This window comes from Streptacidiphilus sp. PB12-B1b (assembly GCF_014084125.1).
In the GTDB taxonomy this organism is placed as follows: domain Bacteria; phylum Actinomycetota; class Actinomycetes; order Streptomycetales; family Streptomycetaceae; genus Streptacidiphilus.
In genome coordinates this window covers 350430-363875 of the sequence record NZ_CP048405.1, presented here as the reverse complement: position 1 = coordinate 363875, position 13446 = coordinate 350430, and the positions used below count along the sequence as shown (strand labels likewise).

Genomic DNA, 13446 nt, shown 5'->3' with positions numbered 1-13446 from the left:
CGGGTCAGACCGCACCGAGGGCCCTGGTGATCAGGTCGGAGATCGCGGAGGACACCGCCCCACTGGTGACGATCTTGTAGAGCAGCGCCGCGAAACCGCAGGCGGCGACCGTCCCCACGGCGTACTCGGCGGTGGTCATCCCGGCGTCCACCGGGTGCCGGGCCAGCCGGCAGCGGACGAGGTGCCCGAGGTGCGCCAGCCAGGCGTACGCCACCGCCGCCACCAGCAGCGGAACGGACCTGGCCCGGCGCAGCAGCACCGCTCCGAACGGGAGGACACGGGACGAGGGCTTCAGGACGAGGGTGGTGCTCATGATCACTCCAAGGACGGGTCGGAAAGGCGGAAAGGGATGATGGGTGGGTACGTGGGTACGGGGTCGGCTCAGGTGTGGACGAGGAAGGTGCCGGCCAGGCCGGTGACCACCGGAACCACGCCGATCAGCACGAAGGCGGGCAGGAAGCACAGGCCCAGCGGGGCCGTGGCCAGCACCCCGGCCCGCCGTGCCCGCTGCTGGGCGGCGGCCGCCGCCGAGGCCCTGCTGCCCTCGGCCAGGCGGGCCAGGCCCGCCGCCGGGGGCGCGCCGCTGGCGCAGGCCCGGGCCAGGCAGCGGCCCAGCGGCGCCAGCGCCGGATCGCTGCCGAACCGGGCCCAGCTCTCCTCGGCGTCGCCGCCCATCCGCAGGTCGGCGGCGGCCTCGGCGAGCCGTGTCGCCATCGGCTCGGCGACGGCTCCGGCGACCGCTTCGGCGGCCGTGGCCGGGGCGCACCACGACGCCAGGCAGCCCGCCAGCAGATCGGCGGTCAGCGGCAGCTGGGCCCGCAGCGCGGCGCTCTCGGCCTGCGCCCGACGCTCCTCGGCCGTGGGACGCTCCGGCAGCCAGCGGCAGCAGGCCGCTGCCACCAGCACACCGGCGAGGAGCGCCCGCAGGCCGTGGAACGAGACCGCGACCCCGGTACCCAGCAGCAGGCCCGCGCCGTACCGGCCGAAGCCCGGCGGCAGCCGGAGTCGGCCACCGGGCCGCCCGAACGACCAGGAGCCCCGCCGGCCGCCGCGCCGAGGTCGGTGCACGGGCATGCCGACCGCCCGCGCGCGGCCCCGGAGCACGCAGCGTGCCCTCAGCGCTCGCACCGCGCCGCCCAGCAGGGCTGTGAGCGCCCCGCCCGCCGACGCCGTCGTCCACTCTGTCGTGTGCACCCGCCCGCCTCCTCCGCGTCGCTTGCCTCGCCCGCTTCGTCCGCACGGCCCTGGCCCGGGCGTCGGCCCGGGCGCTACCCGGCCTGCTCCGCGCCGCGGGCGATGCGGGCCGTCCAGGTGATCCCGGCGGCCTCCAGCAGCCCGCCCAGGAGCAGGCAGACCAGTCCGCTGGGGGTGTGCAGCAGCACCCGCAGCGGGTCCGCGCCCAGCCCGGCACCGAGCAGCAGGCCGAACAGCGGCAGGGCGGCCAGCAACGCCGCCGTGGACCGCGGACCGGCCAGCTCCGCCCGCAGCGTCTCGTGCAGGGCACGCTCCGCCCGCAGCCCCTCGGCCACCCGGTCCAGCCCGGCCGCCAGCCCGGCACCGGTCGCCGAGGCCACCTGCCAGCAGGCCGCGATCCCCGCCGCGCCCTCGGCGCCGGGCAGCTCCGCCATGGCCAGGAACGCCTCCGGTACCGACCCGCCGTAGCGCACAGCGGCCAGCAGCGCCGTGCCGTCCAGCGGCCCCGACTCGCTGCCCGTCGGCCCCCCGCGCGTCACCCACGGGAGCGTCGGCCCCGGGGCGGCCAGCTCGGCGCCGACCAGCTCCGCCGCCTGCTGCGGCGTCGCGCCCGTGCGCAGTTCCCCCGCCAGGGCAGCGCACAGGGCCACCACGGCCTGTCGGCGCTGCTCCGCGGCCCGCGCCCGCCGTCGTCGGCCGCGCAACCGTATGACCGGGACGACCGCGCCCGCGCCGACGGCGGCCACCAGCGGGGAGTGCGTCGGCCAGGCGGCCAGCAGCCCCAGCGGCAGCAACAGCAGCTCGGGCGGCGGCTTCAGGCGGCCGTGCCCGAACCTCCCCGGCAGGGCACGGCGCAGACCGCGCCTCAGCCGCCGACCCAGCTCCCGTTCCGGCCCACGCTCCCGCTCCCGGTCCCGCTCGGGAAAGAGCCGGCTCCGGCGGCGGACCGTCGTGTCCAGGCTGCTCAGGTGCCAGGCTGCCCAACCGAGCAGTCCCAGCAGCACGCCCGTCGCCGCCACCTGGAGCACCTGCTCCGGCGCCCCCATCAGCTGCCGCGCTCCGATCATCACGCCCACCCCTCTCGTTCCCACTCCGACAACCGCACCTGCTCAAGCCCCTGCACCCGTGCCCGCACTCGCACGCCGCCCATGGCACGGACCACGGCCGCGCCGCCACGGCCCCGGCTCATGAGGCCGCCCACCGCTCGGCCCGGCCGCACATGGCGACCAGGCGCTCCCAGCCGCTGCCGCGCCGTACCTCGCCGCCGGGCAGGAAGCGCGCCGCCGGTTCCGTGCCGACCAGGCCGCCCTCGCCCCGGCGCAGCAGGGCGACCTCCGCCACCCGGCGCCGACCGTCGGCCTCCCGCACGAGGTGGACCACGGCGTCCAGCGCGGAGGCGAGCTGGCTGTGCAGCGCGGCCCGGTCGAGACCGGCGGACGAGGCCAGTGCCTCCAGCCGGGCCGGGACGTCCGCGGCGGCGTTGGCGTGGACCGTTCCGCAGCCGCCCTCGTGACCGGTGTTCAGCGCGGCCAGGAACTCGGCCACTTCCGCGCCCCTGACCTCGCCGATCACCAGCCGGTCCGGCCGTATCCGCAGTGCCTGCCGGACGAGCTCGCGCAGGCCGACGTGCCCGGCGCCCTCCTGGTTGGGCGAGCGGCCCTCCAGCCGGACGACATGCGGGTGGTCGGGGCGAAGCTCCGCCGAGTCCTCGACCACGACCAGCCGCTCCGCCGGACCGGCCAGGCCGAGCAGCGCCGCCAGCAGGGTGGTCTTGCCGGTGCCCGTGCCCCCGCTCACCACGTAGGACAGCCGGGCCCTGACCATGGCGCGGAGCAGCAGGGCGCCGGACTCCGGCAGGGAACCGGCCCTGACCAGCTCCGGCAGGGTGAACGGCCGGGCCCGGCTGACCCGCAGCGAGATGTGGGTGCAGCCGACGGCGACCGGCGGGAGCACCGCGTGCAGCCGGGTGCCGTCGGGCAGCCGGGCGTCCGTCCACGGGCGGGCGTCGTCCAGGCGGCGGCCGGCCGCGGTGGCCAGGCGCTGGGCCAGCCGACGTACCGCCTGCCGGTCGGCGAAGCGCACCCCGGTGGCCCGCTCCAGGCCGCCGCCCCGGTCCATCCAGACCTCGTCGGGGCCGTTCACCAGGACGTCGGTGACGGCGGGGTCGGCCAGCAACGGGTCGAGCGGGCCCGCGCCGACCATCTCCGAGCGGAGCCGGCGGACCAGCTCCACGACCTCGGTCGAGCCGTACGGGTGTCCCTGGGCGCGCAGCGCCGCGGCGACCTCGGTGGCGCCGGGGGCGGCCCCGGCCTCGGCGAGCCGCAGCCGCACCGCGTCCACCAGGGCGTCCCGCACCGGAACGTCGCGGACCAGGGCATGGTGGATCGGGGCATCGCGGACCGGAAGGACGCGCCGGTCGGCGCGGTTCATACGCCCACCCCCGCGCTGGGCAGGGCCTTGGTCAGGAAGGCGGAGCAGAAGCGGCCGAGCGGGCCTCTGGGCCGAGCCCCGGGCGGTCTGCCGCGCTCCAGATCGGTCGCCAGGCCGGGCTCGGCGAGGAGCTCCCCGGCGAGTGGCAGCCGCAGCCCGCGGGCGACCTCCTCTCCGGTGACGCCGCTGGGGGCGGGGCCGCGGACCACTGCCCGCAGGTCGGACAGGCGCATCCGGGCGGCGGAGGCGACCCGCCCGGACGCGGTCATGGCGCGCAGCTCCGCCGGGACCACCAGCAGCCCCAGATCGGCCTGTTCCAGGGCTTCACCCGCGGTGTCGTCGATGCACCGGGGCAGGTCGAGGACGACCACGCCGCCGCGCCTGCGGGCGGCTCCCAGGACCGTCCGCATGGCCTCCAGCGGGATGCTGAGGACGTCCCCGCGGTCCCAGCTGAGGGCGGTCAGCCGGTGCAGCCGGGGCAGGGAGCGCTCCAGCTCGACGGCGTTGACCCGGCCCCGGGAGCCGGCCAGGTCGGGCCAGCGCAGCCCGGCGGCCGACTCGCCGCCGAGCAGGAGATCCAGCCCGCCGCCCATCGGATCGCCGTCTACGAGGACGGTCCGGTGGCCCTCCCTGGCGGCGGTGACCGCCAGGGCACAGGCCAGTGTCGAGGCGCCCGCGCCGCCCCGGCCGCCGAGCACGGCGATGGTGAGTGCCTGGGGCCCGACGCCTTCGGTCGCGTCCGCGATGCGGTCGCGCAACCAGGGCTCGCCGTCAGGCAGGAACACCACCTGCCGTGCGCCCACCAGCACGGCCCGGCGCCAGACGTCCACGTCGTCGAGATCCCGGCCGACGAGCAGCACCTGGGCGCGCGGGGCCAGCCCGGCCAGACGGTCGGCGACGTCGTCGCCGACGACCACCAGCGAGGCCTGCGCCCACTCCTGACGGCCCGGCGGCGCGCCGCTCACCAGCCGCGGCACGGCGCCGACGGCGGCACAGATCCGCAGCAGCTGCTCGGTGAGCTGGGCGTCCTCGGTGACCAGCAGCGGGCCCTCGAGCGGTGACCCCTCGGGCGGTACTGCGGACGACGTCCCGATACCTGTGCCGGACATGGCTTTCCCCCCGTGCGACGAACGCGAGAACGCGCTGAGTGGACGCGCTGAGTAGACGCGCTGAGTGAACGTGTTGAGTGAGCGCGATGGGTGATGGGTGGGGAAACTCCGCACGCGGTGCTCGCTGCGGTCGGGGTTTCCTGAGGTATCAGCAACCCTGCCGCTTTTCAGAAGCCGCCGAGGACGCGGGAACGCAATCTGTGGACAAGCCGGGGGGTGTGGAAAACCTGGCCACCCTAAAGGGGCGCCTGCGTGTCATCGGATTGACGTGCCCGGCCGGATCAGCCGATCAAGGAGCTTTCGGCGGAGCGGTTCGCCGAGCGGCCGGAGCGTCGCAACGGGCTCCGGGCCGACGCGTCGGCCATGGCTTCGGACCCGAACGAACCGCTGTCCACACCGTGGAAGCCGCCGACCTGCGGACATGCGACGACCCCCGCCGGGGGGAGAGCGGGGGTCGTCCTCCACGGTCCGACTCGGGGGGGAGGAGCCAGACCGGGGTGGCACGGTCGCGAACGAGCCGTGACTTTCATGGTGTACCCGAGGCCCTTCTGGAGCAAACCCACGCGCCTGCCCTTGGGCCGAATGGTGGGCGCATATCCTCGTGTTCGTGGATAACCACCTCCAGCAGTTCCCAGCCGCCCTGTCGCCGCACTCCCGGCCGCCGCGAACAGCCGCGTTCTTCGACCTCGACAAGACGGTGATCGCCAAGTCCAGCGCGCTCGCCTTCAGCCGCCCGCTGTACCGGGGCGGGCTGATCAACCGCCGCGCCGTCCTGAAGAGCGCGTACGCCCAGTTCGTCTTCCTGGCCGGTGGCGCGGACCACGACCAGATGGAGAAGATGCGCGAGTACCTCTCCTCGCTCTGCCGGGGCTGGAATGTCCAGCTGGTCCGCGAGATCGTGGCCGAGACGCTGCACGAGCTGATCGATCCGCTGATCTACGACGAGGCGGCCTCGCTGATCGAGGAGCACCACACCGCCGGGCGGGACGTGGTGATCGTCAGCAGCTCCGGCTCGGAGATCGTGGAGCCCATCGGCCGGATGCTCGGCGCCGACCATGTGATCGCCACCCGGATGGCCGAGGCTGACGGGTGCTACACCGGCGAGATCGACTTCTACGCCTATGCCGGGAACAAGGCGATCGCCATTCGCCAGCTGGCCGGGATCGAGGGCTACGACCTGGAGCGCAGCTTCGCCTACAGCGACTCGGTGACGGACGTCCCGCTGCTGGAGGCGGTCGGTCACCCCTACGCGGTCAATCCGGACCGGGGGCTGCGCCGCGAGGCGCAGGCGCGGGACTGGCCGGTGCTGGTGTTCAACCGTCCGGTCCGGCTGAAGCAGCGCAGTGCCTCGCTGACGGCCGTCAGCAGCCGTCCGGTCCTGGCCGCCGCCGCGGTGGGTGCGGCCGCCGCCACGGCAGGCCTGGTCTGGTACGCCGCCAAGCGGCGCACCACAGCGGGCTGAGTCCGGGGCGCATTCCCGCTTTCCGGGCCGGAAAAGGTAAAGAAATGCGTCCCCCGGTTCCGCTTCGGTCGGATCCGAGATACAAAGGAAAGCAGACGGCCCGCGAGACCGGGTGGTCCCAGAACACCGGGACCACGGACGTTTGTGGCCCCACGGACCGAGCACAGCGACCGAGCACCCACGTGCAGCCGACCCGCGATAGGGCCGCCGCACCCGGCAACGGGCCAGATCCCAGCCGGATGGGCACTCACTGGCGCACGCATGGTCACTTGGGAACCTGTGCCAGCGGCGGCACCGAGAGGTGCCGCCGCATCTTTTCTCTCCGCAGCTTCCGGAGCCCTTCCCTTCGGGCGTCAGACCATCCCGCGCTGCATCGCCTCGCACACCGCCGTGCTCTCCCGCACGCCCAGCCGCAGCGCCGAGGCGCAGTGGGTGATCCACAGTGCCATGCCGTCGGCGGTGCCCGAGGCGTAGCCGCCCAAAGCGTTGCGGTAGGCGTCGGTGCCCAGCTCCACCAGGCCGACCTCCAGCGGGCAGATGGCCTGCGGGTCCAGCCCCTCCGCGATCAGCACCACCCGCTGCGCGGCGCGTGCCACCAGCCCGTTGTGCGTGCCGAAGGGGCGCAGGGTCATCAGCTCGCCGTGCACGACGGCGGCCACGACCAGCGCCGGGGCGGTGCGCTCGTTGGGGTGCTTCTTGCCGCCGCGGGCGGCCAGCAGCTGGGCCAGCCCGTCCAGGCGCGCGGCCGCCTCGTCCGCGCCGGGGGCGGGCGGCAGCTCGAACACCGGCGTCGCGGCAGCCGTGGCGCCGTCGGACGCGGCGGACGTCGAGGCGGACGTCAGGGCGTCCGCCCCGGCCACGCCCTCCACGGCCGGGAGGTCCGGGCCGAACAGCGGGCCGGGCTGCTCGCCGGCCCGGCGCGGACGCCCGGCGCCGTCGGCCGCTCCCCCGACACCCGCACCCGCACCCGCACCCGCACCCGCACCCGGCGTGCCCGACTCGCCGGCGGCGAGCAGGTGCAGTCGGGCCAGTACCTGCAGCGGCGAATGCCGCCAGGTGCCGAGCAGCTGTCCGGCCTCGGCGTTGAGGCGCAGCGCGCCGCCGACGGTACGGGCCTGCGGGTCGCCGCCGAAGTCGGTGCGGCGGCGGACCTCCTCCAGCGGCCAGTCCGCGCCGTCCAGCGCGGCGGAGGCGCGGGCTCCGCGCAGCGCGGACTCGGAGGTGACCTCGGCGGCGCGGCGGCGCATCACCCGGTGGCCGTAGAGGCGGTCCACGGCGCGACGGGCCTCGGCCACGGCCACGGGGACGCCGGGCAGCTGGGCGAGTGGTTCGAGGGGGTCCACGGAAGGAGTGCTCACGCCCCGAGCGTACGTAACGCGCGGGCGCGGGCGGCGCTCCGGGTGGACCGGAAGGCGGTGGGGGGCGGTACAGGACGGTCCTGCGGCTGCCGGGGCCCGCTCACTCGAAAGGGTCAAAGGTACGTCAAACCTGATCACCGGCTGCTTTTTGATCGCTACCATGACCACTATCGGTGACGATAACGCTTTTCAGTAAGCGACGGCATCAGCCCGCGCACGCAGCAGGCGCCAGTCCCGGCCAGCGGGTCGTCCGCCCGCTCCAGCAAGCACTCCGGAGTTCCCATGAAGATCGCCATCGTCGGCAAGGGCGGCAGCGGCAAGACCACGCTCTCCTCCCTCCTCGTCCGACACCTCGCCGCCACCGGGGCACCGGTGATCGCGGTGGACGCCGACATCAACCAGCACCTGGGGACGACGCTCGGGCTGACGGAGGAGCAGTCGGCCGCGCTGCCCTCCATGGGGGCGCACCTGCCGCAGATCAAGGAGTACCTGCGCGGCGGGAACCCGCGCATCGCCGACGCCGCCTCGATGATCAAGACCACGCCCCCGGGCAGCGGCTCCCGGCTGCTGCGCATCCCGGAGAACAACCCGGTGTACGCGCTGTGCGCGCGCGAATTCACCGTCGACGGCGCGCCGCTGCGGCTGATGGCCACCGGCGCGTTCACCGAGGAGGACCTGGGCGTCGCCTGCTACCACTCCAAGGTCGGCGCGGTCGAGCTGTGCCTGAACCACCTGGTGGACGGCCCGGGCGAGTACCTGGTGGTGGACATGACGGCCGGTTCGGACTCCTTCGCCTCCGGCCTGTTCACCCGTTTCGACCTGACCTTCCTGGTCTCCGAGCCCACCCGCAAGGGCGTCTCGGTGTACCGCCAGTACCAGGAGTACGCCGCCGACTTCGGGGTGGAGCTGCGGGTCGTCGGCAACAAGGTGCAGCACGAGGACGACATCGCCTACCTGCGCGAGAACGTCGGCGACGACCTCATCGGCTGGCTCGGCCAGTCGGCCTGGGTGCGCCGCGCCGAGCAGGGGCGCGGGCCCGCGCTGGCCGAGCTGGAGCCGGAGAACCGGGCCACGCTCCGGCTGCTGCACAGCGCGGTGGACGCCTCCTACGACCGCCGGGACTGGGCCCGCTACACCGAGCAGATGGTGCGGTTCCACCTGCGCAACGCCGAGAGCTGGGGCAACGCCAAGACCGGGATGGACCTCGCCGGGCAGGTCGACCCGGGCTTCGTGCTGGGCGAGGAGCTCGCGGCCGGTGCGCCGCTGGCGGTCTGACCGGGCGTCCGCAGCCGGGCGGGGGCCGTCCGCAGCAGGCGTCCGCAGCCGGGTCCGCCGCCGGTCGGGTGAACTTGGCGGGCCTGGACTGCCCTGAAGGTAAAGGATTCATTACTCTCCATTTACCGACACTTGGTTCACCGTGGCCCACCCCGCCGCGCTCATGTCGCCACGCCGTCCTTGCCCCAGGAGACGCGACCCATGCAGAGCACCGGCCTCACCCCCGACACCCCCGCCCGCCCCGACCAGCCGTGCGAGGAACTGCTCGGCGGGGTGCGCGCGTTCCAGCAGCACACCGCCCCCGGCCTGCGCCCGGAGCTGGCACGGCTGGCCCGCGAGGGCCAGTCGCCCTCCCAGCTGTTCATCACCTGCGCGGACTCCCGGCTCGTGCCCAATGTGATGACCAGCAGCGGCCCCGGCGAGCTGTTCACCGTCCGCAACATCGGCAATCTGGTCCCGCCGCCGGACGACTCGATGGCGGCCGCCATCGAGTACGCCGTCGACGTGCTCGCGGTGCGCACCATCACCGTCTGCGGCCACTCCGGTTGCGGCGCGATGCAGTCCCTGCTGCACGGCGCGCACCGCCGCGAGGGCATGGCGCGCACCCCGCTGACCCGCTGGCTGCGGCACGGCCAGGACTCGCTGCAGCGGGCGCGGCACGCGCCGGCCCGGATCACCGACGACCAGCCCCCGGCGGACGCGCTGGCGCGGCTGTGCCTGACCAATGTCGTCCAGCAGCTCGACAACCTCCGGGCGCACCCCTCGGTACGGCGGCGCTCGGCCGACGGCAGCCTGCGGCTCACCGGCCTGTACTTCGACTTCGCCGCTGCTCAGACGTACCTCCTGGGCCCCAACGGGCGTACCTTCGAAGCTGTCCGGCCTCACCTGGAGTCGGCCGCCTGACCTGGTCCGACGATCGGACGAGAGACGAGGAGACAGGTCTACACCAATTCGCCGACGAGACTTGTCAGCGCGGCCCCATCCTGGTGAGCTAGGTGACAACCACACTGGGACGGCGGGACAGCACGGGACGCCCGCACCCAAAACTCGATTGAGGAGTGCGCGTTGAGCAGCAATGAGAGCCTGGCCAACCTGCTCAAGGAAGAGCGTCGATTCACCCCGCCCGCTGAGCTCGCCGCCGCCGCCAATGTCACTGCCGATGCCTATGCTGCGGCCAAGGAGGACCGCCTCGGCTTCTGGGCCGCCCAGGCGCGCCGCCTGAGCTGGGCCACCGAGCCCACCGAGACACTCGACTGGTCCAACCCGCCGTTTGCGAAGTGGTTCGCCGACGGCGAGCTCAACGTCGCGTACAACTGCGTGGACCGCCACGTCGAAGCCGGCAACGGCGACCGGGTGGCCATCCACTTCGAGGGCGAGCCCGGCGACAGCCGCGCCATCACCTACGCGGAGCTGAAGGACGAGGTCTCCCGGGCCGCCAACGCCCTCACCGAGCTGGGCGTGGAGAAGGGCGACCGGGTCGCCATCTACCTGCCGATGATCCCCGAGGCAGCGGTGGCCATGCTCGCCTGCGCCCGCATCGGCGCCGCGCACTCCGTGGTCTTCGGCGGCTTCTCCGCGGAGGCCGTCGCCTCCCGCGTACAGGACGCCGACGCCAAGCTGGTCATCACCGCGGACGGCGGCTACCGCCGCGGCAAGCCCGCCGCGCTCAAGCCCGCCATCGACGAGGCCGTGCTCAGCTGCCCGACCGTCGAGCACGTGCTGGTGGTCCGCCGCACCGGCCAGGAGACCGCCTGGAACGACAGCCTGGACGTCTGGTGGCACGAGATCACCGAGCGCCAGTCCGCCGAGCACACGCCGCAGCCGATGAACGCCGAGCACCCGCTGTTCATCCTGTACACCAGCGGCACCACCGGTAAGCCCAAGGGCATCCTGCACACCACCGGCGGCTACCTCACCCAGGCCAGCTACACCCACCACGCGGTCTTCGACCTCAAGCCGGAGACCGACGTCTACTGGTGCACCGCCGACATCGGCTGGGTCACCGGGCACTCCTACATCGTCTACGGGCCGCTCTCCAACGGCGCCACCCAGGTCATGTACGAGGGCACCCCGGACACCCCGCACCAGGGCCGGTTCTGGGAGATCGTCCAGAAGTACGGCGTGACCCTGCTCTACACGGCGCCCACCGCCATCCGCACGTTCATGAAGTGGGGCGACGACATCCCCGCCAAGTTCGACCTGTCCTCGCTGCGCATCCTGGGCAGCGTCGGCGAGCCGATCAACCCCGAGGCGTGGATCTGGTACCGCGAGCACATCGGCGCCGGCAGCACGCCGATCGTGGACACCTGGTGGCAGACCGAGACCGGCGCCATGATGATCAGCCCGCTGCCCGGCGTCACCGCCACCAAGCCCGGCTCCGCGCAGACCCCGCTGCCCGGCATCTCGGCGACCGTGGTCGACGACGAGGGCCACGAGGTGCCCAACGGCGGCGGCGGCTACCTGGTGCTGACCGAGCCCTGGCCGTCGATGCTGCGCACCATCTGGGGCGACGACCAGCGCTACCTGGACACCTACTGGTCCCGCTTCGGCGCAGGCCACGACCCGTCCGAGAGCAAGTGGACCTACTTCGCCGGCGACGGCGCCAAGAAGGACGACGACGGCGACCTGTGGCTGCTCGGCCGCGTGGACGACGTGATGCTGGTCTCCGGCCACAACATCTCCACCACCGAGGTCGAGTCGGCGCTGGTGTCGCACCCGAAGGTGGCCGAGGCGGCCGTCGTCGGCGCCACCGACGCCACCACCGGGCAGGCCATCGCCGCCTTCGTCATCCTGCGCGGCACCGCGCACGACGACACCGAGCTGGTCAACGACCTGCGCAACCACGTGGCCAAGGTGCTCGGCCCGATCGCCAAGCCGAAGATCATCAAGGTGGTCACCGAGCTGCCGAAGACCCGCTCCGGCAAGATCATGCGCCGCCTGCTGCGCGACATCGCCGAGGGCCGCGCGATCGGCGACACCACCACCCTGGCCGACTCCTCGGTGATGGACCTGATCCAGAGCCAGCTGCCGAGCGGCGGCAGCGAGGACTGACCGCAGGGCTCCGCCGCCGGGCCCCGTCCGGGGCCGGTACGGAGCCGGTACGACCTGGCACGGCCCGGAGGCCGCTTCCGCAGCACGCGGGGGCGGCCTTCCGTCACCTGCCGACCACGCTCCGTACGGATACGATCGGACAAACGCGGCCGTACCAGGACGGAGGTCGCGCCGCAGCCGCCCCGGAGGAGCCGAGCGTGAGCGACAGCCGCCCGCCCCGCCGCCAGTTCCTGGGCCGACTGCCGCTGCCCGAGCGCGCCGTCGTCGCCGACGCGCTGCGCGCCGAGACCGTCGGCGGCGTGCTGCTGCTGGCCGCCGCCGTCACCGCACTCGTCTGGGCCAACGTCTGGCCGCACAGCTACACGCGGGTGCTGGACGTCGCGGTCGGCCCGAGCGCCCCGCTGCACCTGCACCTGTCGCTGGAGACCTGGGCCAACGACGGACTGCTCTCGGTCTTCTTCTTCGTCGCCGGGATCGAGCTCAAGCGCGAACTGGTCGCCGGGGAGCTGCGCGACCCCAGGGCGGCCGCGCTGCCGGTCGCGGCGGCCGTCTGCGGCGTCGCCCTGCCGGCCGTGGTCTACGCCGCGGTCAACGCCCTGGCGAGCGGCCAGGCGTCCGGCTGGGCCATCCCCACGGCCACCGACATCGCCTTCGCCCTGGGCGTGCTCGCGGTCGTCGGCACGCACCTGCCCTCGGCGCTGCGGGCCTTCCTGCTCACCCTCGCCGTCGTCGACGACCTGATCGCCATCCTGATCATCGCCGTCTTCTACAGCCACGGCATCCGGCTCTGGGCGCTGGGCCTGGCCTTCCTCGGCCTGGCCCTGTTCTACCTGCTGCACCGGGCCCGGATCCACGGCTGGTACCTCTACCTGCCGCTGGCCCTGGTGATCTGGGCGCTGATGCACGAGAGCGGGGTGCACGCCACCGTCGCCGGGGTGGCCCTGGGGCTGATGCTGCGCTGCACCGTCGACCCGGGCGAGCGGCACTCCCCCGCCGAGCACATCGAGCACCTGGTCAGGCCGTTCTCGGCGGGCTTCTGCGTCCCGGTGTTCGCGCTGTTCGCGGCCGGTGTCTCGATCACGCCCAGCTCGCTGGCGCATGTGGTCACCCGGGCCGCGCCGCTCGGGGTGGTGCTCGGCCTGCTGCTGGGCAAGCCGCTGGGCGTCTTCGGCGGCAGCTGGCTGACCGCGCGGTTCACCCGGGCCGAGCTCAACCCGGAGCTGGAGTGGAGCGACCTGTTCGCGGTCTCGGTCCTCTCCGGGATCGGCTTCACCGTCTCGCTGCTGATCGCCGAGCTGGCCTTCGAGGACGAGCCGCCGCTGGCGCAGGAGGCCAAGTCCGCCGTCCTGCTCGGCTCGCTGGTCTGCGCCCTGGTCGCGGCCGTGCTGCTGCGCCGGCGCAATCGGACGTACCAGCGGCTGTGCGCGCAGGAGGAGGCCCCGGACCAGCCGCTCGGGGCCGCCGCCGGGCCGGGCCGAAACGGCAGGCCGAGTGGTGGCATCCGTCCCTGAGGGGCATGATCTGAGAAAGTGCTCTGACGATGTGACAGGAAGACCCGAGGAGAAGA

General features: G+C 73.8%; 11 protein-coding genes. 5 read left to right on the top strand and 6 right to left on the bottom strand.

Annotated features, from left to right (window positions below; all coding sequences use genetic code 11):
* Nucleotides 1–4: 4 nt before the first annotated feature.
* The 5 genes from GXW83_RS35210 to ssd all read right to left on the bottom strand — a co-directional run bounded on the left by GXW83_RS35210 (nt 5) and on the right by ssd (nt 4733).
* Nucleotides 5–313, bottom strand: coding sequence for a DUF4244 domain-containing protein (locus tag GXW83_RS35210; protein ID WP_182441090.1), 309 nt, complete (start codon nt 311–313; stop codon nt 5–7).
* 68 nt (nt 314–381) lie between these two features.
* The gene (locus tag GXW83_RS01645; RefSeq protein WP_182441089.1) at nt 382–1194 is read right to left on the bottom strand and encodes a type II secretion system F family protein; all 813 of its coding nucleotides are present in this window, start codon (nt 1192–1194) and stop codon (nt 382–384) included.
* 74 nt (nt 1195–1268) lie between these two features.
* Nucleotides 1269–2261 (bottom strand): type II secretion system F family protein, encoded by a 993-nt coding sequence (locus tag GXW83_RS01640; RefSeq protein WP_225447409.1) that lies wholly within the window; start codon nt 2259–2261, stop codon nt 1269–1271.
* Between the two features lie 118 nt (nt 2262–2379).
* On the bottom strand, nt 2380–3549 hold the full coding sequence (locus GXW83_RS01635; protein ID WP_225447408.1) for a TadA family conjugal transfer-associated ATPase: 1170 nt from the start codon (nt 3547–3549) through the stop codon (nt 2380–2382).
* Nucleotides 3550–3620: 71 nt separating this feature from the next.
* The gene (ssd, locus tag GXW83_RS01630) at nt 3621–4733 is read right to left on the bottom strand and encodes a septum site-determining protein Ssd (RefSeq protein ID WP_182441087.1); all 1113 of its coding nucleotides are present in this window, start codon (nt 4731–4733) and stop codon (nt 3621–3623) included.
* A gap of 607 nt (nt 4734–5340) precedes the next feature.
* Here ssd and GXW83_RS01625 point away from each other — a divergent pair.
* The gene (locus GXW83_RS01625) at nt 5341–6195 is read left to right on the top strand and encodes an HAD family phosphatase (RefSeq protein ID WP_225446684.1); all 855 of its coding nucleotides are present in this window, start codon (nt 5341–5343) and stop codon (nt 6193–6195) included.
* A 353-nt stretch (nt 6196–6548) separates the two neighbouring features.
* Here the strand turns inward: GXW83_RS01625 and GXW83_RS01620 are convergent, their stop codons facing one another.
* The gene (locus tag GXW83_RS01620) at nt 6549–7553 is read right to left on the bottom strand and encodes an oxidoreductase (RefSeq protein WP_182441086.1); all 1005 of its coding nucleotides are present in this window, start codon (nt 7551–7553) and stop codon (nt 6549–6551) included.
* A gap of 282 nt (nt 7554–7835) precedes the next feature.
* Between GXW83_RS01620 and GXW83_RS01615 the strand changes: the two genes are divergently transcribed.
* The 4 genes from GXW83_RS01615 (at nt 7836) to nhaA (ending at nt 13390) form a co-directional block, all read left to right on the top strand.
* Nucleotides 7836–8828 (top strand): ATP-binding protein, encoded by a 993-nt coding sequence (locus GXW83_RS01615; RefSeq protein WP_182441085.1) that lies wholly within the window; start codon nt 7836–7838, stop codon nt 8826–8828.
* Between the two features lie 201 nt (nt 8829–9029).
* Entirely contained in the window at nt 9030–9731 is a 702-nt protein-coding gene (locus GXW83_RS01610; RefSeq protein WP_182441084.1) for a carbonic anhydrase, read from the top strand.
* A gap of 162 nt (nt 9732–9893) precedes the next feature.
* A complete protein-coding gene (gene acs, locus GXW83_RS01605) occupies nt 9894–11879 on the top strand; it encodes an acetate--CoA ligase (RefSeq protein WP_182441083.1) in 1986 nt (661 codons plus the stop codon).
* Nucleotides 11880–12076: 197 nt separating this feature from the next.
* Complete coding sequence (gene nhaA, locus GXW83_RS01600) at nt 12077–13390, top strand: Na+/H+ antiporter NhaA (RefSeq protein ID WP_225446683.1); 1314 nt, start codon at nt 12077–12079, stop codon at nt 13388–13390.
* Nucleotides 13391–13446: the final 56 nt, after the last annotated feature.